Below are 22,344 nucleotides of genomic sequence, written 5' to 3'. Positions count from 1 at the left end.
ACAAGGAGATAGATATTCGATGAGCGTTCCCACCCCGCATCCCTACATGGCGAACTCAGTTCCCGCGCTACAACGCGAGATGCTGGATTCAATCGGCGTCGACAGCGTGGAGGAGCTGTTTGTGCAAATCCCCGAAGATCATCGCCTGCAGCGGCCGCTCAACCTGCCGCCGAGGCTGAGCGAAAACGAGCTTCGTCGCCACTTGATCCGCACACTGTCCAAGAACACGACCGCGGAAACCAATCTCAGTTTCCTGGGCGCAGGCATCTGGCAACATCATGTCCCTGCTGCAGTCGACGAGATCGTTCGCCGCAACGAGTGGCTCACCTCAGTCTTTGGGGAGCCCAGCTCCGATCACGGGCGCAACCAGGCCTGGTTTGAGTTTTGCAGTCAGCTCGGAGAGCTCCTCAATATGGATCTCGTCGGCCTACCTGTGCGCAGCTGGGGAACAGCGGCCGGCCACGCACTGCGCATGGCTGCTCGGCTGACGGGGCGCAACGAGGTCGTCATCGTGCGTGCGATCGATCCGGAGCGACTTTCCGTCATCCGCAATTTTTGTGAGCCACCAGAAATGGCGAGCCACATCGGAATCCGGCTTGTCGACTTCGATGCCGCGACCGGACAAATCGATATGGAAGATCTTCACCAGGCTGTCGGACCCCAGACGGCCGCCGTCTATTTCGAGGTTCCTTCCTATCTCGGTGTGATCGAGAGCCGAGGCTCGGAGATCGCTGCCATTGCACACGCCGCCGGCGCGCAGACAATCGTCGGCGTCGATCCGATCTCACTGGGCGTGCTGTCCGCACCTGCCGATTATGGTGCAGATATCGTCGTGGGCACGATCCAGACGCTCGGCGTACGCATGCACGCCGGTGGCGGCGCCGGCGGATTCATAGCCTCGAGCGACGACCCGCGTTACGCGGCCGAATATCCCGCACTGCTCATCAGTATTTCCGAAACACTCGTGGCGGGTGAGCACGGCTTTGGTCTCAGCCTGTTTCATCAGTCCTCCTACGGGCTGCGGGACAAAGGCAACGACTGGACCGGACACTCGGTGTACATGTGGGCGATCGCTGCGACCGCATATATGGCGATGATGGGACCGCGCGGTTTCGAGGAAATCGGCGCGCAGATCTTGCAACGAGCCCATTACGCATCGCAGTTACTTTCCGAGATCGACGGGGTGGACGTGCACTTTCCTGCCGGGTTCTTCAAGGAATTCGTCGTCAGCTTCAATGCGACTGACAAGAGCGTCGCCGAGGTCAACCGCACACTGCTCGACGACGGCATTTTTGGTGGCAAAGACCTATCGACCGAATTTCCCGAGCTCGGCCAGAGCGCGCTCTATAGCGTTACCGAAATTCACACTCTTGCAGACATCGAGCGCCTGTCAGGCGCGCTGAGGAAGGCGATCGCATAATGACCGAGAAATTGAAGGAGTATCACGCTCCTGTCTGGAACGAATCCAGCATCATGGAGTTGGGATATCCAGGTCGCCGCGGTCTCCTGTTCTCCGAAGCCGAGCCGAACATACGCGAACGGTTTCCGGAACCAGAGGCTCTCATTCCAGCCTCCATGCGTCGCCGCAGTGCCCCGGCATTGCCCGAGATGACGGAGCCGGAAGTGCTGTATCACTACCTCCGCCTGTCGCAGCAGACACTCGGCATGATGGGGATGAGCATCTTCGGAACGTGCACAATGAAGTACAACGCACAGATCAATGAAGCCATGGCTTGGCGGCCGGAGGTCACCGAGCTTCACCCACTTCAGCATGAAGATACCCTTCAGGGGGCGCTCGAGGTCGTATATGGCATGGACACCATTCTGCGAGAGCTTTCGGGCATGGACCAGTTTGTCTTTCAGGCCGGTGGCGGGGCGGACGCGGCGTACACCAGTGCGGTGATCACCCGGGCTTACCACGCTGCCCGCGGCGAATTGGCGCAGCGCGATGAGATCATCACGACGATCCAGACTCACCCCAGCAGCGCAGCCACCGCTGCCGCGGCGGGCTTCAAGGTGATTACCCTCATGCTGGACGAAAACGGCTATCCGTCGCTCGACGCGTTGAAGGCAGCCGTGTCGGATCGCACTGCGGCGCTGATGGTCAACAACCCCGACGACATGGGGGTGTACAACCCGGAGATGAAGGAATGGGTTCGCATCGTCCATGAAGCAGGTGGTTTGGCCTTCTACGATCACGCGAACTTCAATGGCGCGATGTCAAAACTGCGTGCGCGAGAGATCGGCTTCGATGCGTGCATGTTCATGCTCCACAAGACCTTCGGCGCACCGAAAAGCGGCGTCGGCGGCCCGGCAGTTGGTGCCTATGGCTGCTCGGAGGAGCTGGCGCGTTACCTGCCGGCACCGGTCGTGACTTACGACGGTGATCGATACCACCTGGACTACGACCGCCCGCACACCATAGGCAAGATCCGCGAGTTCTGGGGTAACCTCCCCGTCATCGTGAAGGCCTATGCCTGGTCACGCTCGATGGGTGCAGAAGGGATCGCACAGGCATCGGATATCTCCGTTCTCGCCAACAACTACATGGAGAAAGGCCTGCTCGCGATTCGTGGGGTCACTCGCTCGCACCCGAATGCTTCGACGCCGCGCCTCGAGATGACGCGCTATTCACTTCAACAGCTCAAAGAGGACACCGGCGTTGATGTGCACGATGTTCAAAACCGGATGACGGACTTCGGCATTGATGCCATGTGGACAAGTCACGAGCCATGGCTCGTGCCTGAGCCTTTCACCCCAGAAGCAGGGGAGATGTACGGCAAGGAGGCGCTCGATCGCTGGATCGCAGTGCTGGCTCAAATCTCAGATGAGGCCTACTCCGATCCCGGCTTGGTCAAGACTTCCCCCCACAATCAGGCGATTCATCGGCTGAAGGCGGGCATGACCGATGATCCTTCCAGCCGAGCCATGACCTGGCGCGCGTTCCTGAAGAAGCGCAACAACGGAGCGTTAGGCGCCGGGCCGCACGACCCGGCTTCGTAGAGCCGCTGCGGACGGCCGCAGCACGCCAGCCGACGGCGCACCGACCGTGACCACCACGGCCGGTGCGCCGAGGCTCGCGCTGAAGTCGCCAATGGAGCGGACCTCCTGGGGTGACCGAGCATTCGACTAGCGTTCAAGGAGCACGGCTGCACGGTGCACATGCACCAGTAGAGTCCTGGGAGGAGTCCGTCGTTGGGCGGGCAGAGATGGAACCAATGAAAGCTCGACTAGCGCGATCGGCCATTTTGTTTCTTCACGGGCTCACCTCCTCGGGGAATACTTGGGCGCCCCTCGCCCGAATGGCTTCCGAACACGGCGCGATTGTCACGGCGCCTGATCTGCGCGGGCATGGTGAAGACCCGAGTTCGAGTGGCTTCAGAATCGACGATTACGCCACAGACGTCTTGGCCATCGCCGCTCCAGCGGGCGGCTGGGACTTGGTCGTGGCGCACTCGCTCGGGGGAACTATCGCAGTGCGAATCGCGTCAAGCAACCCGCATTGGGCGAAACGGATGCTGCTGCTCGATCCTGTGATCGAGCTTGCCCAGGCCGCCGCCGAGGATGCCCTCGCCGACAATCTCGGCGCGCTCAGTAATGTCGTGGTTGACGACGTGATGCGGCACAACCCGCTGTGGTCGCGGGAGACCGCTGAGCTGAAGGTGCGCGACGTTCAGCAGGTCACCGCCGACGTCGTACGGCAGTCGATCGAGGCCAACTTGCCGTGGAGCTTGTCGCCCGAACTCGCTCTGGTGAGTGCGACTACGCTGATCATCGGCGCCGACCCAGCCATGGGGGCTCCGTCTGTGGGCCCCGATGACGGCCCGATCCTAGCGGGGTCCATGCCTCACGGGCGGTACGAGATGGCCCAAGGCACCTCGCATTCCGTGCACCGCGACAGGCCTGACATCGTGTTCACAGCAATCACAGAATTACTGCACAGGTGACTTGTTTTGCGGCACTCGTCGCCGAAGGCTACGCCGACTGTCGTCGTCGCAGCCGGATTGAGCGCCGGTGGGAGACGCTGCCCTCGAATCCACAACGGGGCCGGCGTTAGCCGTCCCCGCCTGGCAATTTGTGGCTGACGGCCGCCGCGGCTCGTCCCCGGTCACTACGAGACGGCTGAGGACACCTACAGGAGCATCTGAATGAGCGGGTGCACGAAGTACCGAAGCGAGTACGCCTCCCATACCGCGCCGACGATGAGAAGCACCAACGCGGGGAGCGCCAGAAGACCGATCTGCTTCAGGCCTAGAACGTAGCCCCTGCGGCGACTCTGGGCTCCGATCCTGCGCGGGAACAGCCAACTCGTTCCCAGGCGGTATGCGCCGAGGGCCACGAGAATATAGGCCTGGACTTCGATGACGAAGGTCAGGGAATGGGGGATGAGCGCCACCCACCCTTGCGAGGAGGTCGGCACGAGTGTGATGCCTATCTGGAATGCCCAGTATCCGAAAAACGCGAGCCCCGCGAAAGGCACGATGAGCGACGGCAGCACGATGGTCAGCAGGCTGAGCCGAAAGACATTGACTCCGAGGATCACCAGGGCGAACAGTGGCGGGATGTTCACCAGCCAGCTCACGAGTTCGACGGTGCCGTCTTCAACCAGCGCCTCGCCTTTGGCCGCAGTGAGCGCAGGAAATGCGAGTCCGATCAGGAAGCCGATGATAGCCAAGCCGTACGTGGCGAGGTTGATAATCAGGTAGACACGCATGTTCTCGCGGACGATTGCAAAGGGGCGCCGCCAGAGCGGCGGACGCTCGGTAGTTGCGTTGGAATCAGGTAGTGATGTCATGTGTCCCATCACACCCCAGCATCCAGCGCGGGTGCAGTGGCGAGACGTCATCACAATGATGTGACACTGCATCACTACCGTCGGCACTCCGCCTACGCGATCGTGGAGTTCATGAAACTCCTCGATCTGGCGCTAAACGCCATCATTGTCCTCGGCGCAACCGTCTTCCTTGCCTACGTCGGCTTCTTTTACTTCGACTTCGGCCTCTTCATGACCCTTCCGACGAACATCGTGGACATATTCCTCCGGAACGGGGCGTTACAGTACGTAGGCCTTGGGTTCGCCATCGCGGCATTGATCGCGAAACGCCCCGTCGGCCGCGAGATCAAGCGGCAGGACGCCGGGAACTGGAGCTAACCATCGACGACCGCGCACAGGGCGAGGCGCCCAGCATCACGCGAATGCGTCGGGTGGCGATGGTATCGGCTGTCGTTGCCATCGCGCCCCTGAGCATTATCGGTATCGCGCTCACCGCGACTTCCTGGTCGGAAGGGTTGACCGTTGTTCTAGGGTTCGTGGTCACCCTCGCACTGCTGCGCAAATGGAGCTTAGATGGGTACCCGCGCCTGGCAATCCTTGCGTTCATGTTCACCGCTGCGTCGTGGATCATCGGGGCGCTGACAACCTCGAGCCCGATCGGTTTCGTGCCGATGGCGCTCATCGGCGCGCTCCTGCTCGCGCGTACACGCAGACGCCGGTTATGGATCGCGGTATTCGCGCTCGCGGTCGCGACGATCGGGGCGAGCTCATTCGTCTTCCAGCCCGCGAGTTGGGCTCTCGCCGCCGAGTACGTTGCGCTACCCGCTCTCGGGACGTTATTCATCATCGCGGTGATCTTGCTCAGCGAGCAGGCCTGGCAGGTCGTGCGGCGGCTCGAACGCGCGCAGGAAACAGAGGCAGAGCTTGCGGTCGCGCGTGAGCGGATGCGCTTCGCAGGTGACCTCCATGACATCCAGGGCCATTCACTGCATGTCATCAAACTCAAAGCCGCACTCGGCCGACGTGTGGTTCGTGCCGATCCCGACCGAGCCGAGACGGAGTTCAGAGAGATCCGCCGACTCGTCGACGACACGATCGCGGAAACGAGAGCGCTGACATATGCGCGCTATGAGTTGAATCTGGTGGCCGAAATCGAGAACGCCAAGCAGCTCGTTGAGGCTGCGAATGTGGCCGTCGAGGTGAAATTCGATGACACAGGCGCGAGTGCCGCACATCCCCTGCTGGCACAGGTATTGCGGGAAGCCACGACCAACCTGCTTCGCCATGCGCGTCCGACCATTGTCACGATCACCGCATCGCCGCGGTCTGTGGAGGTCGCCAACGACGGCGCGGTTGATACGGGCGTCTCCCCGCTGAGGGGACTCGCACACCTTCGGGAACGCGTGGAGAGCGCCGGCGGCGCGCTACTGGTCGAACGATCACCGGGTAGGTTTGTCGTGTCCGCTCGGATCGATCCCGAGATCATAAGCAGTGGGACCGGGGGCAACAGATGAGTGAGGCGGATCCGATCAGGATCATTCTGGCCGATGACGAGCACCTGTTACGGGCGGCCCTGTCGGCGGTCCTCACTCTCGACGGCACCATCGATGTCGTGGCGCAGGCGGAGAACGGCAAAGAGGCCGTGACCGCGACGCGTCAGTTCTATCCGGATGTGCTTGTCATTGACCTCGAGATGCCTGAGATGGACGGCCTCGAGGCAGTCAAGTCGATCCTCCTTGAGACCCCCGAGCAACGCGTGCTGATGCTCACCCGGCACGCGCGACAGGGTGTCCTCCGGCGCGCGCTCAAGCTCGGGGTGCAGGCCTTCATGAGCAAGGGCGCTGACCCGGAGGAGATCGCCGAGGTCATCCGCAAGGTGAACAATGGTCAGCGCTGGATTGCACACGATGTCCTCGAGGCCTCGGTCGTCGACGACTCGCCACTGACTGAACGCGAGGCCGAAGTCCTACGGGAGACGCGCGAAGGGTACTCGGTCAAGGACATCGCCAGGCGATTGCACCTCGCACCTGGCACCGTTCGAAACTACCTCTCGTATGCAACCCAGAAGACCGCGACCACAACCAGGCACGACGCAGCGAGGGCAGCCCGCGATCGCGGCTGGCTGTGACCGTCAGCGCTCCTTCATCGACCTGACGATGACGCGCAATGCTACTCCGGGTCGTCTGACGTAATGCTCTCATCCTGTAGCAGTGCGTCGGCGAGGAATGCGGCTCGCTGCAGTACATCGAGCTGCACCGGGCTGTACAGCGCGAGCACCGCCTCGACCATTGTCTGTTCGTCTGCCTGTGTGGACTTCGATAGGCGGGCCTTCGGGTCTTTCAACCAGGGATAGTCGATTAGATTTCGTGCATGAGTTGGCGCGAGTTTCTCGGCCAGTCGTTGCTTGGTCGTTTCGTCTGCATCGGCCGGAAGGGAGTTCAGCTCGTCATTGATCGCGTAATCGTCGGACTCGACCATTTTCCGCAGGTCAGCGAGAGTGTCCGCGTCATAGACCTGCGTGTAGATGTGAATGATCGAGCTGTCGGCTTCCGAAAGTCGAGAGGCAACCGACGCGAAACCCGGTGGCGCGTCCGCGGGCGCGCCGTCTCGGAGGACGGCGGCGATTTCGGCGCGCGCGCTCTGCAGATCCGCGATGCTTGCGGCGAGGCCCGCGTCGACGTCCCGAAGCGTATCCGGAGTTATCTCGGCGCTGGAGCTCCCCTCGCCGATCTGCGCGAGTGGAACTCCCAGGTCGACGAGCCGCCGGATCCGAAGGAGGCGCACGAGGTCTAATACCCCGTACTCCTTGTACCCGTTGTACCGACGTTCCGGCTCACCGAGGAGCCCGAGATTGTGATAATGACGGATTGTGTTGACCGTAGTTCCCGCCAATCCCGCGAGTTGTCGTGTACTCCACGTCATGTCAGCTCCTAGTTGTGATTTCACCGAGCGATGGTGGGTGGCGACTCGATCGTACGCATGGGCTGCGCCATCCTCAGGATGTCGTCGGTCGTGGTGGCAGGGCGGAGTGGGCGACGCTCACCCTCGCCACCGATCAACAGAGGTCCATGGCCGTGATGCGACCATACAGGTGCTGCGTTGGCGTCCGTGAACATTACGTAGATGGTAATCGCTCCACCTGCACCGCGTTCTGCCCGAGCGCTCCCGGGCCGCGGGCATGACGCTCGCTAACGGTGTGACGATCGACTGGGTCGCCACCGAAGGCGACGAAGCCGTCGCGCATGCGTCGGACGACGCATTTTTCCACCATGGTGCCCCGTGTGAAGTTCTCAAGAGCTGAGCTGACTAGGTAGCGTACGAGCAACGAGGGCGGGTCGACTCGCGCCCGGTCATGATTCCGTACGCTGCGATCCTCACCAGCCGAGGAGCGCTAGGGCGCCGGACGCAACGATCGCGATAAGAGCTGTCCACAGGACGATCGCGATGACTTGCCACATGACGACCCACCCTTTCGGGACGCCTGAAGCAACGAAGAACGCGGCGGTCAGCATCGTAGGCAGGGCGAGAGGGGCGAGGATGCTCGCGCCGGGGACTCCGAACTTGACCATCCAGCGGCGGAGCCGCGCCCGGCCCTTCGCACGACCGGTCGGCTTCGCGGCGGTGTCGGTGGCGGCGTCGGGGGCGTCTGCGGGCAAGTCGAGTCCACCGGCAGCAACCAGCACGGGCTTCGTCGCACGCCGCGCAACGACGCCCTCACGGATGCGTGACCCCAAGAACACCACGACAAGGACGCAGAGGATGTTGCCGGTCGCGCCTGCGATCGCGGCCACAACGGGGTTGATTCCTGCGAGGATTCCAAACGCCGTCGCGCCCTCGCCCTCGATATACGGGATCGCGCCGGCGAGAGCGACGATCAACGGTTGGAGGATGTCGGGCACCTGCTCGATCGCGCTCCGCAACCACTCGTAGGGATTGTCCATGTCATACCTTTCTCAAGAGTCCCTATCCGTGCCGGCCGTGCGGCCGGCGGCGTGAGACAGATCTAGTGAAGACCATGTTCCCGCCACATGGTCAAGCGACCCCTCCCCACAGCGGGCGCCCTTGACCACGTGGCGGGAACACCGTCTTCACTAGATGTCACTAGTCGAGCCGGTGATCCCGGAGGCTACCCAACGAATGGAGTCTGTGATGGCGTGGAGCACACGCGAGGTGGCAGATCTTGCCGGAACGACGGTGAACACGGTCCGTCATTACCACCAGTCCGGGCTGCTCGAGCAGCCAGAGCGCAGGTCAAACGGGTACAAACAGTACGGTGCCCGCCATCTCGTGAGGCTGCTGCAGATCCGGCGGCTCCGCGACCTCGATCTTCCACTCGCGCAGATCGAGTCATTGGGTCTCGGCGGAGAGACACGGTCGGCGGCCTTGCTGGCAGTCGACGCGGACCTGAGCGTGAGCATCGACCGACTTATTCGTGCGCGCACCGAGATCCGGGCGATCCTGGACGGGACTACGGCCACCGGTGTGCCGCCGGGATTTGCGCACCTCGCCGGCAGGCTGTCCAAGCCGGAGCGCGCCCTCATGCTTGTGTTGTCGCAGCTTTACGACGAGTCAGCGATGGCCGACCTGAAAAAGATGGTCGAGGCGGAGGCGGAGGATGCCGGCGTCGAATTCGATTCGCTGCCTCCCGACGCTGACTCCGCCACCCGGCAACAACTCGCCGAGGCGCTTGCCCCGCAGCTGGCTCAACACATCACCGACTGTCGATGGCTGGTCGACCCGGCGATGCATCATCCGAGGGGTTCGCGCATCACCCAAGAGACACTCCTTGAAACAGCAGTGGAGCTGTACAGCGAGTCGCAGTTGGACGTCCTCGCCCGCGCGAGCGTTATCGCAACCGAGCTGGCCGCCGAGAGCAGTGACCCGACGTCGAACACTCTCGATCGTGGAGACCACGATGATCGATGATCCCGGAAAAGCGATAGCGCTTCTGCATCACGACGTGCCGGCCAGCCCGCCGGGGCACACCCCGTCGAGCTCAGTTGGTTGTGCAAATGGAGCATTCAACGACGTCCTCGCCGCCCTCCCCAGCTCCTAACCCATCAGTTCACCCGATTCGAAAGAGGCTTATGCCAACCATGACCATCCGTCCACCCCGTACTGCCCTGATCACAGGTTCAACCAGCGGAATCGGTCGAGCGACCGCGCTCGCTCTCGCCAGGACTGGTGTGCACGTGGTCGTGCACGGTCGAGACGCGACTCGTGGCGAGGCCGTCTGCGATGAAGTTCGAGCTGCCGGCGGAGGAGCCACCTTGCTCTTGGCGGATCTCGCCGATCCACGGCAAGTGTCGCAGTTGGCTTTGGACGCCGAGGCGATAACCGGCGGGTTGGACGTCCTGGTGAACAACGCTTTCCAGGCCCAGTCGTACACTCCGAGCGCGGACAACTCTGCCGCGGAAATCGATCTTGTATTCGCCGTCAACGTGCGCGCTCCATACCTATTGGCCGCGGGCATCGCTCCCCGGATGGCGGAACGGGGTCACGGGTCGATCGTCAACGTGTCGATGGCGGCCGCACGCAAGGCCGTGCCCGGAATCGCGTTGACCAGCGCATCGAAGGCCGCATTGGAGTCGCTGACCCGCGGCTGGACCGCGGAATACGCATCGTCCGGCGTGCGGGTGAACACGGTCAGCCCCGGGGTTGTTCTGACACCGGCGAATGAGCACCTCAGGGGCCAGATGGAAACGTTCGCTCAGTCGACTCCATCGACGCGGCCGGCCACAGCGAACGAAATCGCCGACGTGATCGTCTTCCTTTCGTCGCCAGCTTCGGCGTCGGTGTTCGGGGCCAATCTTGCAGCCGATGGCGGCATGGTCATCTCCTAGGTGCGCGCCGATGCGCGGCGCAGAGGTCAGTGTGATCTCATGGTCCTCGGGCAGCGACCTCCACGTCCTGCTTCTCCACAGGAACCGCTCAGTAAAATGGGAACTCTTCTCATTTGGACACACCTCGAAAGGCGTTGACCGCTACTGTGGGCTCACCAGCCTTGGCCCTTCGGGCCATTGACCGGCCATGCACGACTTCACTTCGAACGCGAGAGCTTCGATCGCCGAGTGGTGGGGTGACGTTCTCATGATCGAAACCCTGCTCCTCTTACTGCTCGGCATCGTGATCACCCTGGTGATCATCGCGGCCAACGGCTACTTCGTGGCCCAGGAGTTTGCCTACATGTCGGTGGACCGCAACCGGCTCGGTGCCCGAGCGGCGGCGGGGGACGCTTCGGCTGTCCGCGCCCTCGCCGTCACCAAGCGCACGTCGTTCATGCTCTCCGGAGCGCAACTGGGCATCACCGTCACCGGCTTACTCGTCGGCTTCGTCGCGCAGCCGCTTATCGGCGAATCCCTCGGCACTCTCCTGGGCGGGGTCGGCGTGTCCATGGCGGTCAGTGTCACCCTCGGGACTGTCGTCGCCCTGGTGCTCGCGACAGTCGTGCAGATGATCTTCGGTGAGCTGTACCCCAAGAACCTCGCCATCGCGAACCCTGAACCCCTGGCGCGCGGCCTGGCCCGGTCGACGACCATCTACCTGGCAGTCTTCGGATGGCTGATCGCCGTCTTCGATTTCGCGGCCAATGCCCTGCTGCGTTTGCTACGCATCGAACCCGTGCACGATGTGGACTCCAGCGCCACGGCTCAGGACCTCGAACGCATCGTCTCGGACTCCCGCGACAGTGGTCACCTGCCCGCGGAACTGTCCTTGATGCTTGACCGGATCCTCGAGTTCCCCGAGCAGGACGTGGAACACGCGATGATTCCCCGTTCGCTCGTCGCCACGGTGCGCCCCGACACCACCATCGGTGAGGTGCGCCAGTTGATGGCGCGTGCGCACACCCGCTACCCGGTCGTGGACGATGAGAGCCAGCCGTTGGGCGTGGTGCAACTCGCCGACGTGCTCGGTACAACTCTTTCCGTGGACGCCCCCGTGACACAACTCATGCAGCCTGCTGTCGTACTGTCCACGCTGACCAAGCTGCCGGATGCCCTCGCCGAGATCACCCGTGCACACAACGAACTCGCCTGCGTGATCGACGAGTACGGCGGATTCGCCGGAGTGCTCACCCTCGAAGACCTCGCGGAGGAAGTCGTCGGCGAGATCACCGATGAGCACGATGAGACCTCCGCTCCATCCGTCGACCCCGACGGCGACTCCGTCTGGCTCATGAGCGGCGACGTCCACGTCGACGAAATGCACCGCGCCATCGGCTACGAGCTGCCCGAGGGCGACTTCGAGACCGTCGCCGGACTCCTCATCGCCGAACGCGGCGGCCTGCCCCTCGCCGGAGACACCATCCACGTCCCGCTGCCCGACGACCCCGCCGACTTGGTGCGGGACGACGAAGTACATAGGTCCCTGGAGATCGAGATCCTCACCATCGAACGCCACGTACCGCACGAAGTACGCGTGACCCTGATCGAGACCCTGGGCGACGACAAGAGTCCCGAACGGGATGCCGATGACACCACGGAGGTTGACCGATGAGCGATGGACTTGTCGTCACGATCGCCACCGTCCTACTGATCGCGCTCAGTGCGTTCTTCGTCATCATCGAATTCGCCCTACTGGGCGCACGCCGCCACCGTCTCGAGGCCACCGCGGCGACGAATCGCTCGGCCCGCGCCGCACTCAAGGGCGTGAACGAACTGACCCTGATGCTCGCCGGCGCACAGCTGGGCATCACTGTATGTACCTTCGCGCTCGGCGCCGTCACCAAGCCCGCGCTCGACTACTGGCTCGGGCCGATCTTCTCGGCCTGGGGGATGCCTGAGTGGGCAGCTGGCGTACTCGCCTTCTCCCTCTCACTCCTGATCGTGACTTTCCTCCACCTCGTGGTGGGCGAGATGGCACCGAAATCGTGGGCCATTGCGCACCCCGAGACCGCGGCGAAGGTGATCGGGATCCCGTCCCGCATCTTCATCTGGCCCTTCCGCCCTTTGCTGCATTGGGTGAACAGCATCGCCAACAAGCTGGTGGCCGCATCCGGTGTCGTGCCGGTGGAGAGTGCCGCCGTCGGCGGACAGAACGCTGAGACTATTCGTCACCTCGTGGAGCTGTCGGCCCGCACGGGCATGCTCGACAGTTCGTTCCAGAACCAGCTGGAAGGCGCGATCGAACTCGAGACATTGCGCCTCGACGAGCTCGTCGACGTCACCGTCACTCCCACCGTCGTGTCCCGCGAGGCAACGGTCGCCGACGTGCAGCGTGCTGCTGCTCAGTCTGGCCACATGCGCATCCTCGTCGGCGACCTCGCCGCCGGCATCCCCGGCGTCATCCATGTTCGGGACACCTTGGTCGACGCCCTGGATGCCCCTGCCGCTCCGTTCGTACGATCCGCCCTGGCACTGCCGGGGGAGACCCCGGTGTACGAGGTCCTCGCCCAGATGCGAGCGACGAGCCAGCAGCTCGTTGTTGTGGTCGACGCCGGTGCTTTCCGGGGGATCGTGACCCTGTCCGACGTGCTCCCGCGGCTGCTCCCTCGCACCGACGGAACGGCGGCGGTGACGGTCGGCTAACCGAGTGCCTAGAAGGCCTGGCGCCACTCGATAATAGTGTCAGCCACCTGATCCAGGTCGGATTCGAGCAGGAAATGGCCACCGTCGACGAGTTCGATCCGAGCGTGCGGGGCATCGCGGCTGAATGCCTCGGCGCCGGCCGCGGCGAAGATCTCGTCATTCCGGCCCCAAATCGCCAGAACGGGCACACTGGATGATCGCAGCCACTCGTGGAGTGCGGGGTACAGTGCGCGGTTGCTCGCGTAGTCCCTGAAGAGTGCAAGCTGCACGAGGTCCAGTCCCGGCCGGCCCAGAAGTGCGAGGTCGTGTTCCCAGGCATCGGGGTCAACGGTCGTGGGGTCGGGGACGCCGTGCAGGTACTGCCACTCGACGGCCGTGCGCTCAAGGGCTGGACGTAGTGCATCCCGTGTTTCCGTCGTCTGTTCGGCCGCGTCGGCCCAGATCGCGTCCCAGAACTCGGGGACGAAGCCCTCTTCGTAGGCGTTGCCATTCTGGGAGATGACACCCTCAACGGCTGTGGGATCGGCGAGAGTGAGGCGCCAGCCGATCGGGGCACCGTAGTCCTGCACGTAGATCGTGTACTTCTGCACGCCTATCGTTTTGAGAAACCTCTGTGTCACAGCGGTCAGCGCGTCGAAGGTGTAGTCGAAATTGGCGACGGACGGTGCTGACGAGCGGCCGAAGCCGATGTGATCGGGAGCGATGACTCTGTAGCGGTCGGCCAGCAGTGGGATGAGGTGGCGGAACATGTGTGAGCTCGTCGGGTATCCGTGCAGCAGGAGGATTACCGGGGCATCGGTCGGACCGGCCTCGCGCCAGAAGACGTCGAGACCATCGATCGAGACAGTGCGGTGGTGGACAGCAACCATGAGTAACCCCTTTGGATTGTTTTAGTGGTTATTGAGACGGTAGCATAGGTGCAGCGCAGTGGACAGGATGGATGATGGAGAGTGACCGTGACCGATGAGGACCTGTTACTGGCAGTGCTGAACAGCGCGCCGGTTGTCGATGGTTCGGTCATCGACGAGCTTGATGGCGTTGCCGGTGGCACCTTTGCCCGCCGCCTGGGAGGCTCAGGCTCGCAGCCTGAGGTCTCTCAACTTCGCCGGGTGCGAGCGGCGGTGCACGCAGTGATTCGGGACCCTGCGAACTCCGGTGTCGCTGCGCTGGCCGCGGTACTGAGCCAGGTCGTGCGCACTCCCGAGGTCACTCTCTCCGGGGTCAGGTGGGAGGTGCGTGCACCTGCGGATGATCTGCTCGCTGTCCGGGTCGTGCTCGCCTGGTCAGATAGCGTCGAGAGGCACCCCGGTCGCTTGCGGCCGTGCGCCAATGTCGAATGCAACCTCTTCCTCGTGGATCACAGCCGTCCGGGCAGCGCGAAATGGTGCTCTATGACCACCTGTGGCAATCGGATGAAAGCGCGCGCGTACGCAAGCCGCACGCGGTCGGCCTGAGCGACTCGGATCATCCGCTGGGAGGATGACGGTAGCTATACACTCTGCGTATAGTCGGGATCGTGGACAACTCAACAACTCTCCTGGGACTCCTCAGCGTCCAACCCAGCTACGGGTACGACCTCAAGTACACCTACGACCGCTATTTCGGTTCGCACAAACCTCTGGCTTTCGGGCAGGTGTATTCCACACTCGCGCGGATGGCGAGCAGCGGTCAGATCGTCGCCCTTGGAGGCGAAGCCGGGGGCGGTCCAGACCGTAAGAAGTACGAGGTCACTGGCGAAGGGCGACAACGGGTGTCCGACTGGATGTTCACCCCCGATGTGCCGTCGGCGGCGCTGCAGAGCAACCTGTTTGCAAAGACCATCGTCGCGCTGCTTGTCGACGATGACGCTCAGGTCCTCCTTGATGCCCAGCGGACCGAACACATGGCACGCATGCGTGCCCTCACTCGGGAGAAGCACGGCGCCACCCTGGCGCACGTCTTGCGGTGCGATCACGCGCTGTTCCACATCGAGGCAGACCTTCGCTGGATAGACCTAACGGGTGCGCGGCTCGCGCAGCTGAAGAAGGAGATTGCAACACTGTGACGAATCCAGCCGTATTTGCCCAGCCGGCTAGCGCTGGCGGGGCCGCACCGATTATTCAGGCCCGCGGTCTTGTGAAGACATTCGGACAGACCCAAGCGCTCCGGGGCATCGATCTTGACATTGACCGCGGTGAGGTCGTGGCGATCATGGGACCGTCTGGCTCAGGCAAATCGACATTGCTGCACGCCCTCGCCGGGGTCATCGTTCCCGACGCCGGCACTGTGACCGTGGACTCGAGAGTGATCAGCGTCCTGCGAGAGCCGGAACGCGCCGCTTTGCGCCTGCGAAAGTTCGGCTTCGTCTTTCAGTTCGGACAGTTGCTCCCTGACCTGACAGCACTCGACAACGTCACCATTCCGCTGCTACTCGCGGGGAGAAAGCGAGCTGACGCCATCCGTCAATCGTCCGCCTGGCTCGACAGGCTCGGGTTGGCTGGAGAGGCTCGGCAGCTGCCGGGAGAGCTGTCCGGCGGTCAGGCGCAGAGGGTGGCCATAGCGCGCGCACTGGTGATGAAACCGATGGTGTTGTTCGCGGACGAACCTACCGGGTCCCTCGACTCGTTGGCCGCCGAAAACGTGCTGACCGCGATGCTGGATCTTGTGCGTGAGGAAGGAACCACCGTGGTGATGATCACGCACGACCCCCGCACGGCGGCCTATGCCGACCGCGAGGTTATCGTCCGCGACGGCCAGCTCTCCGCTGCCCACGCACCGCAGACACTTACGTCGGCGACACCATGAGTGGAGCGGTGAATCCTGCGATCCTGCGCCTTGCGTTGCTCGGCAGTCGCGGCTCGTGGCGCAGGCTGGTCGGCATCGCCGCAGGGGTCATGCTGGGGGTGACGCTGTTCCTCCTGCTCTGGGGGGCGTATCAGGGCCTCGCTGCGAGGGACACAAGAACGTCGTGGATGAACCTGAACGGCTCATATTCGGACGATCTCGCTGCGAGTTTTGAACCGAGCGATTCGCAGGCGCTCGTCACCCAGGAGAGCGATTCCTACCGCGGTCGATCCATAACGCTGATGAACATCGCCGCGCCACCCACCACATCCCTCAACATCGATGGGCTGCAGTCCACACCGCGGTCCGGCGAGTACTACGCCTCACCCGCGCTGCGCAGCCTCGTCGCCTCGGCACCTGCGGATGCGCTCGGGGATCGTTACGGCAAGATGATCGGGGTCATTCCCAACGCGTTGTTGGCCAGCCCCGACTCGCTCACGGCCGTGGCCGGCCGACCGGCCGGCACGCTGGTCGAGCGCAGCAACGTGATGCTGGTGAATGATCTCGACGGCCGGGCGTATCCCTTGAGCGGCAACTACCAAACCGTGACCGTGATCGGAGGGATCGCGGTTCTCCTGCCAGTCCTGCTTTTGGTGAGCATTGTGACCCAGCTCGGTGCTGCGCAAAGGCGCGAACGCTTCGCCACTCTGCGGTTGATTGGCGCGGGGCCACGGGTGGTCACGACGATCACGGCGTGGGAGACAGCCGCGACGTCGCTGATCGGAGGAGTGGCCGGCGTAGTTCTGGCTTGGTTGCTGCGGCCGCTCGCGGCGCTGGTGAACGTCAACCAAGGGACATTTTTCGCCTCAGACCTGACAGTGTCGGTGCCGATATCGGTGACCGTGGTTCTCGCGACTGTTGTCGCGTCGACCCTCACCGCGATCTTTCGGATTCGCTCGACCCAGATCGGACCGTTGGGCGCCACGCGACAGATCGCGGAACGTCGCCCCACCTGGGTGCGGTTAGTGCCCCTCTCAGCGGGCATGGGAACGCTGCTCTCGACCACGCTTGGTGTTCTGTTGGGGGTGCCCATTCCGATGGTCAGCATGCTGATGATCGGCGGGTTCGTGCTGACGGCATTGGGGTTGATCGTTGCCGGCCCGTACCTCACGCTATTCGCCAGCCGGGTGATGGCTCGGTTCAGCAGGTCAGCAGAGGGAGTCATCGCTGCTAACCGTATCCGGCGCACACCTGCCGCCACCTTCCGCGCGGTGAGCGGCCTCGTCATCGCTGTCTTCATGGTCTCGGTCTTCGCAGGAGCCGCCACCACCGGGACCCCACCGGCTGCGGTGGCCGGTTCCGTGCCCAGCAGCACCCTCATCCAGAACATCACGGGTGAACTCGGACCTGCCCAGAAGCTCGACAACGACATGGATGCAGCCCTCGCCACCGTCGAACGGGTGCCGGGAGTAACCAAGGTCGCCACGTTGTTCACCACCGATGGTTCCGACCGGTCGCTTGATGGCATGTTCGTCCTATCGGCGGGGTCTGCCCAAGCACTCGGCTTTGACAACCTGCCCTCGGGAGAGTTCTTCGGCCTCCCATACGGATATACGTCCGCCGTCGACGGACCAGCAGCATATGAACCAGTGCTCGCAGACACCGTGACCGGCGAGAGCCTGTTGTTCGCGAGTGTGGTCCTGGTCGGCACCGACGGAACCATGGCTGCCCTGGAGCGAGCTCGTACGGCGCTGACGCTCTCGTCACTCGGCCCGATCGCACAGGGGACCTCGGGTACAGTCGCTGAGCTTCACGCCGCAGGTTTCGACAAGATGGCCGCCAGCTATGCAGGCCTCGCCTATTTGGGGATCGGTGTCGCCACCTTCATCGCGGCGTTCTCCTTGGCGATCTCCGCGGTTGCTGCCGTGCTCGACCGCAAGCGGGTTCTTGGTCTCCTTCGGCTTCTGGGCATGCCCGTCAGCTCACTTCGCCGCATCGTGAGTTACGAGGCCGCCGTTCCGCTGCTCGCGGTCGTTGCGCTCTCCATCGGGCTGGGCTTTGCCGTTGCCCAGCTGATTTTGGTGGGACTCACAAACGGTACGCGAACGATTGGCTGGCCCGATCCACTCTTCCTGGTGGCCCTGGTGGCCAGTGCCGCGCTCGCCGCGGCAGCCGTGGTGACAACCTTCGGCGCCATTCGTCGCAATACCGAGGTCACATCCACCCGTTTCGAATAATCGATAGCAGCGTCTTAGTCCGGACGCGCCAGCGTGGCCAAAGTCGTCGCGAACGCAGTGGACACGACCTGCGCGACGAGGGAGGCCACGATGATGTCCGAAGCGGCCTTCGCGCCCCACTCGCCGCGTTCGAACTCCTTGCCCCGAGTGTAGATGCCACCGGACCACGGGATGTCGGCGTGCATCGCGGGGAGGCTATTGCTCGCCGAGAGCAGCGCGATGAGCGCAGCTGTGCGGCCATCCGCCGCGGCGCCGTCTACCAGCGCCGCCCGAACGGGGCCGAGCAGGCGTTCCCGTGTATCGGTGTCGCCGCCTTCAAGTGCATGAGTCGGAAAGAGCCCCAGAAAACGGTGCGGAACCCGGCGGATCTCCCCCCGGTCCACGAGCCGGTTCAACGTGGTTTCCCGCGACCGCGTGCCGATATCCACTACGAGCGATCTCATGCCTCTCGCAGTAGACGGTATGCGATCCCAGGCTCCTCCCAGAAGCGGATCCGCCGGAGCGTCCCCGACAGCGCGCACGCTGCGCTTACCGTCGAGTTCGATGTTCTTTCGAAGAGCGAGTTCGGTGAGCATCGCTCCGCCGAGGGTATACATCAGTGGCAGCCCCTCACCGGCGATGGTGCCGTCCCGGGGGTTGAACAGAAGCAGCATGAGTGCCTCGGGCAGGGTCGCCTCGGCAGCTGGGTTGACAGCCGTGCCATCCGACGGGACGTGCGCAGCATCGTCGCTCACTTCATCCCTCCGTCGACGGCGATCTGAGCATGCAAACGTCTCGTCCCCAGCATTGTGTCCTCCACTTTCGGTAGAGAACACAGTAAAGACCATGCCCTAGGGGCACAGTCAAGCCCGATCGTGAGCCTTCGCCCAAGACAGCGACTCTCCACCGCCGTTGGGGCGCGGGGTCGGTGTCGTCAGGTCATTTGACTCTGCCCCTAGGGCATGGCGTTGACTGTGGGCAGTTCCACTCGGCGGTTGCGAGGGGGATCGACCGATCCGGCGAGACTCGGCACGCCCACTGAAGACTGGAAGCAGACACGATGAGCAGGACCTCCGACAACGGGGCACGCGGCGAGAATTCCGCCCAGGCTTCGCCTACCGGCCGGCGGCCGAGGCGAACCCTCGCCATCGGGCTCGCCGCGGCCCTCATCGTGGCGTTGGCCGCGGCCGGCGCGGTGTGGAAAGTGACAGCTGCAACGACTGATGACGATCTCCAGTCACTGGTGGATGGACTCGTAGACGGAGGGTATCCTGCGGCTGTGGCTACCCGGACCGACGCGGATGGCACCGCCCACGAGGTGCGCGCCGGCGTCGGCGACCTAGCCAGCCGCGTCCCCGTACCGGCAGACGGTGAAGTGCGAATCGGCAGTGCGTCCAAGACATTCACCGCTGCGGTGGTCCTTCAGCTCGTCGAGGAGGGCAGCGTTGACCTCGACACTCCCATCGATCACTATCTACCCGGGGTTGTGACAGGCCCAAGCGTGGAGCCCTCAGCCATCACCGTGAGGCAGCTGCTCCAACACACCAGTGGTCTGCCGGAATATGCGGACCTCATCGCCGCCGACGCGTTCGCGGTTCGCAACACCTACCGGTCGCCACGCAGCATGCTCGATATCGCCGCCCAGCGGCCGGTGAGCTTCGCGGCGGGCGAACGATACGAGTACAGCAACACCGGCTATCTCGTGCTCGGGCTGCTCGTCGAGGCGATTTCGGAGCGTCCGCTCTTCGAACAGATCGACACCCGGATCGTCGCACCGCTTGGTCTTGAGCACACCTACCTGCCCACCCAGGGCGAACGGGAAATCCGGGACAGCCACCCCAAGGGGTATCACGTCGATACAGGCGGGGACCTTCGAGACATTTCCCAGGCCGACCCGTCCTGGACATGGGCGGCTGGAGCCATGGTGTCGACCCCGAGCGAGCTGAACGGCTTCATGCGGGCACTGCTGAACGGCGAGCTCCTCGGTCAGGCCACAATGAAGCAGATGCTGACGGGTGTTCCGACGGGCGAGGAACTGTTGCCCGGATCACAGTACGGACTGGGAATCGAGAGCACTGAACTGAGCTGCGGAACCGCATGGGGCCACTCGGGGGACATTCCCGGATTCCAGACCCGCAACGCGGTTGCGGCCGACGGCACGGCGTTCACCGTCACCGTGACCGCCTTGCCGTGGGCAATCTTCGACGGTCCTGACGATGAACTGCTCAAGCGATATTTGGTGGTCATCGACACGATCGACACGGCCCTCTGCGACCCTGCCTCGCGCCCTTAGCGCCTGGAATTCAGGGATGAGCGCCGAGTGTGCGCTCCTCTCGGAGCACATTCAGCGCCCCCAGTCGGCCGACCGCGCCTGTCTCTTAGTCGTTCGCGGCGTCGAGGGCGACCATTGCGGCAGCAGCGGCTTCGGCTATGAGTCTGTCGTCGGACTCGGCATCCGGCTCGGCTTTGCTCGACATGACCGAGATGATGATGGGTGCCCGACCGGGCGGGCGGATGAGGGCAAGATCATTGCGGGTACCGTAGCCGCCCGAACCGGATTTGTCGCCAACTACCCAGTCCGTTGGTAGGTCGGCGCGGACCAGGGTGTCGCCGGTCTGAGTGCCTGTCAGCCACGTCTCCAGTTGTGCTTTCTCCCCGCCGCTCAGGTGCTCTCCGAACAGGTATTCGTTGAGGTTCGTGGCGAACGCTCTCGGCGTGGTCGTGTCCCGATCGTCCCCAGGCACCGCCTCGTTCAGGTCCGGTTCGATTCGGGACACAACGGTGGTGTCGTCGCCGAGGTTGCTCAGGTCAACGTCGAGGGCGGTGGGTCCGTCAAGTGCCTCGAACATGAGGTTCGCCGCGGTGTTGTCGCTGACGGTCATCGCGGCGTGAGCGATTTCACCCAGTGTCATCGAGCCGCCGACCCGGGGCTCGGTGACCGGGGAGTACGGCACGATGTCCGACTCTTCGATCGGCACCGGGGTCGCCAATCCGGCCAGCCCCACCGTGTCGAGGAGAGCAGCAGCGGCCATGGCCTTGATAGTGGACGCGTACGCAAATCGTTCATCGTCTCTCCAGGAGATCTCGCTGCCCGTTCCGGTGTCCAATGCATAGACGCCCAGGCGTGCATCATAGGTCGCCTCCAGTGTCGTGAATTCCGCGGCGCCGTCGACGGGCTGTGCCGGGGGCGCGGACGGCGGCACCGAGCTCGCGTCCGTTGACGGGGAGGCCGATGCGCATCCGGTGAGCACCAGCCCTGCAAGAGCGACAATCGTGAACTGTGCCCGCATGTATCGGGAAATCGGAGAGGTCATTCGCCAATCCAAACCCATGTCCTAGGGACAGGGTCAAATTGGAGAGGAGACTTCCGGCTTCAGTTTCTCGGCTGTGGCGCGCCACCGCCCCGGCGCCGCGGCCGACTGAGTGCGCATTCATCATGGTTGCATCCGTGGGTCTTCTGTCGGATCGAAGTACTTGGGCGGGCAGCCGGATGTGATGGCATCGGGACGGTATTCGAAGTGCCACGCCTCGTTGTCGTAGATCTGGCATAGACCGTACCTGGCGCCGTGTTCCGATAACCAGACCACTGCGTCGAACGAGCCGACGTCGACCGCGTCACCGGAGACGTGTGGCGACGTCTCGGCGGTGGCCACCCAACGAGACGCCTCCTCGACCGATCCGTACTCGGCGACTCCATCACTACGCAGGCGCTCTTGCTCCTCAGCCGAGCGCCAGCCGCTGTTCACTTGGAAGAACACATCATCTTTCTCAGCATCGGCGGCTGACCTCTGCAGGGCATCGCGAAGTTGCGGTTCAAGCTTCGCAACCGTGGGATTGTCGTCATCGAACGCCGTGACGACCTCCGAATCGGGCCCGACCAGCGAGTCGTCTGGGCCTAGTGGCGCCACCAGCACGAGGTACAGGCCGACGACTCCGACAAGCGCGACAACAATGAGGGTCAACGCAATGACAAGCATGCGCTGGGAGCGTCGGTCCGATACTCGGGGCGAGGTTCGATAGGTCATGTGCCGAGCAAAGCCAACCTGCCGTTGCCTCGTCGTAT

General features: G+C 63.5%; 22 protein-coding genes. 15 read left to right on the top strand and 7 right to left on the bottom strand.

From position 1 onward, the window contains the following. Positions 1-19: 19 nt before the first annotated feature. The 3 genes from gcvPA (at position 20) to E3T61_RS07125 (ending at position 3,947) form a co-directional block, all read left to right on the top strand. A complete protein-coding gene (gene gcvPA / locus E3T61_RS07135; protein ID WP_134640190.1) occupies positions 20-1,420 on the top strand; it encodes an aminomethyl-transferring glycine dehydrogenase subunit GcvPA in 1,401 nt (466 codons plus the stop codon). Continuing rightward, a complete protein-coding gene (gene gcvPB / locus E3T61_RS07130; RefSeq protein ID WP_134640189.1) occupies positions 1,420-3,003 on the top strand; it encodes an aminomethyl-transferring glycine dehydrogenase subunit GcvPB in 1,584 nt (527 codons plus the stop codon). Before gcvPA ends, gcvPB begins: the two co-directional genes overlap by 1 nt. Before the next feature lie 206 nt (positions 3,004-3,209). After that, positions 3,210-3,947, top strand: a complete 738-nt coding sequence (locus tag E3T61_RS07125) for an alpha/beta fold hydrolase (RefSeq protein WP_134640188.1) — start codon at positions 3,210-3,212, stop codon at positions 3,945-3,947. Between the two features lie 185 nt (positions 3,948-4,132). Here E3T61_RS07125 and E3T61_RS07120 read toward each other — a convergent pair whose 3' ends face one another. Beyond that, positions 4,133-4,804, bottom strand: coding sequence for a stage II sporulation protein M (locus E3T61_RS07120; RefSeq protein ID WP_198418650.1), 672 nt, complete (start codon positions 4,802-4,804; stop codon positions 4,133-4,135). A 102-nt stretch (positions 4,805-4,906) separates the two neighbouring features. Here E3T61_RS07120 and E3T61_RS07115 point away from each other — a divergent pair, with 102 nt between their 5' ends. From E3T61_RS07115 to E3T61_RS07105, 3 genes are read left to right on the top strand one after another with little or no spacing between them, the layout of a single operon-like run. After that, positions 4,907-5,152 (top strand): hypothetical protein, encoded by a 246-nt coding sequence (locus tag E3T61_RS07115; RefSeq protein WP_134640187.1) that lies wholly within the window; start codon positions 4,907-4,909, stop codon positions 5,150-5,152. A 59-nt stretch (positions 5,153-5,211) separates the two neighbouring features. Further along, on the top strand, positions 5,212-6,288 hold the full coding sequence (locus E3T61_RS07110) for a sensor histidine kinase (protein WP_241992442.1): 1,077 nt from the start codon (positions 5,212-5,214) through the stop codon (positions 6,286-6,288). Then, on the top strand, positions 6,285-6,902 hold the full coding sequence (locus tag E3T61_RS07105; protein ID WP_134640185.1) for a response regulator: 618 nt from the start codon (positions 6,285-6,287) through the stop codon (positions 6,900-6,902). Before E3T61_RS07110 ends, E3T61_RS07105 begins: the two co-directional genes overlap by 4 nt. 41 nt (positions 6,903-6,943) lie before the next feature. Here the strand turns inward: E3T61_RS07105 and E3T61_RS07100 are convergent, their stop codons facing one another. Next, complete coding sequence (locus E3T61_RS07100; RefSeq protein WP_134640184.1) at positions 6,944-7,696, bottom strand: MerR family transcriptional regulator; 753 nt, start codon at positions 7,694-7,696, stop codon at positions 6,944-6,946. A 452-nt stretch (positions 7,697-8,148) separates the two neighbouring features. Continuing rightward, positions 8,149-8,715, bottom strand: a complete 567-nt coding sequence (locus E3T61_RS07095) for a small multidrug efflux protein (protein WP_134640183.1) — start codon at positions 8,713-8,715, stop codon at positions 8,149-8,151. A gap of 208 nt (positions 8,716-8,923) precedes the next feature. Between E3T61_RS07095 and E3T61_RS07090 the strand changes: the two genes are divergently transcribed. The 4 genes from E3T61_RS07090 to E3T61_RS07075 all read left to right on the top strand — a co-directional run bounded on the left by E3T61_RS07090 (position 8,924) and on the right by E3T61_RS07075 (position 13,302). Further along, positions 8,924-9,700, top strand: coding sequence for a MerR family transcriptional regulator (locus E3T61_RS07090; protein WP_134640182.1), 777 nt, complete (start codon positions 8,924-8,926; stop codon positions 9,698-9,700). An 86-nt stretch (positions 9,701-9,786) separates the two neighbouring features. Continuing rightward, the gene (locus E3T61_RS07085; protein WP_198418649.1) at positions 9,787-10,617 is read left to right on the top strand and encodes an SDR family oxidoreductase; all 831 of its coding nucleotides are present in this window, start codon (positions 9,787-9,789) and stop codon (positions 10,615-10,617) included. Positions 10,618-10,864: 247 nt separating this feature from the next. Then, a complete protein-coding gene (locus E3T61_RS07080; RefSeq protein ID WP_134640253.1) occupies positions 10,865-12,271 on the top strand; it encodes a hemolysin family protein in 1,407 nt (468 codons plus the stop codon). After that, entirely contained in the window at positions 12,268-13,302 is a 1,035-nt protein-coding gene (locus tag E3T61_RS07075; protein WP_134640181.1) for a CNNM domain-containing protein, read from the top strand. Before E3T61_RS07080 ends, E3T61_RS07075 begins: the two co-directional genes overlap by 4 nt. Before the next feature lie 8 nt (positions 13,303-13,310). Here E3T61_RS07075 and E3T61_RS07070 read toward each other — a convergent pair whose 3' ends face one another. Then, positions 13,311-14,171 carry an alpha/beta fold hydrolase gene (locus tag E3T61_RS07070; protein ID WP_134640180.1) on the bottom strand — a complete coding sequence of 287 codons (861 nt, stop codon included), beginning with the start codon at positions 14,169-14,171 and terminating at the stop codon, positions 13,311-13,313. An 87-nt stretch (positions 14,172-14,258) separates the two neighbouring features. Between E3T61_RS07070 and E3T61_RS07065 the strand changes: the two genes are divergently transcribed. The 4 genes from E3T61_RS07065 (at position 14,259) to E3T61_RS07050 (ending at position 18,302) form a co-directional block, all read left to right on the top strand. After that, on the top strand, positions 14,259-14,756 hold the full coding sequence (locus tag E3T61_RS07065; protein ID WP_134640179.1) for a CGNR zinc finger domain-containing protein: 498 nt from the start codon (positions 14,259-14,261) through the stop codon (positions 14,754-14,756). 62 nt (positions 14,757-14,818) lie between these two features. Then, the gene (locus E3T61_RS07060) at positions 14,819-15,346 is read left to right on the top strand and encodes a PadR family transcriptional regulator (RefSeq protein ID WP_134640178.1); all 528 of its coding nucleotides are present in this window, start codon (positions 14,819-14,821) and stop codon (positions 15,344-15,346) included. Further along, entirely contained in the window at positions 15,247-16,086 is an 840-nt protein-coding gene (locus E3T61_RS07055) for an ABC transporter ATP-binding protein (RefSeq protein ID WP_338145514.1), read from the top strand. The genes E3T61_RS07060 and E3T61_RS07055 overlap by 100 nt, the downstream gene beginning before the upstream one ends. Positions 16,087-16,094: 8 nt before the next feature. Continuing rightward, entirely contained in the window at positions 16,095-18,302 is a 2,208-nt protein-coding gene (locus E3T61_RS07050) for an FtsX-like permease family protein (protein ID WP_166793170.1), read from the top strand. 14 nt (positions 18,303-18,316) lie between these two features. Here E3T61_RS07050 and E3T61_RS07045 read toward each other — a convergent pair whose 3' ends face one another. After that, the gene (locus tag E3T61_RS07045) at positions 18,317-19,036 is read right to left on the bottom strand and encodes a GOLPH3/VPS74 family protein (RefSeq protein ID WP_241992436.1); all 720 of its coding nucleotides are present in this window, start codon (positions 19,034-19,036) and stop codon (positions 18,317-18,319) included. Between the two features lie 416 nt (positions 19,037-19,452). Between E3T61_RS07045 and E3T61_RS07040 the strand changes: the two genes are divergently transcribed. Continuing rightward, complete coding sequence (locus E3T61_RS07040) at positions 19,453-20,574, top strand: serine hydrolase domain-containing protein (protein WP_166793169.1); 1,122 nt, start codon at positions 19,453-19,455, stop codon at positions 20,572-20,574. A gap of 85 nt (positions 20,575-20,659) precedes the next feature. Here the strand turns inward: E3T61_RS07040 and bla are convergent, their stop codons facing one another. Continuing rightward, complete coding sequence (bla, locus tag E3T61_RS07035) at positions 20,660-21,595, bottom strand: class A beta-lactamase (RefSeq protein ID WP_134640174.1); 936 nt, start codon at positions 21,593-21,595, stop codon at positions 20,660-20,662. A 120-nt stretch (positions 21,596-21,715) separates the two neighbouring features. Next, positions 21,716-22,258 (bottom strand): M15 family metallopeptidase, encoded by a 543-nt coding sequence (locus E3T61_RS07030; RefSeq protein WP_241992435.1) that lies wholly within the window; start codon positions 22,256-22,258, stop codon positions 21,716-21,718. Positions 22,259-22,344: the final 86 nt, after the last annotated feature.

The organism is Cryobacterium lactosi, assembly GCF_004403945.1.
GTDB lineage: Bacteria > Actinomycetota > Actinomycetes > Actinomycetales > Microbacteriaceae > Cryobacterium > Cryobacterium lactosi.
Note: the sequence above shows the minus strand (reverse complement) of the source record. Positions and strands in the feature narration are given on the sequence as shown.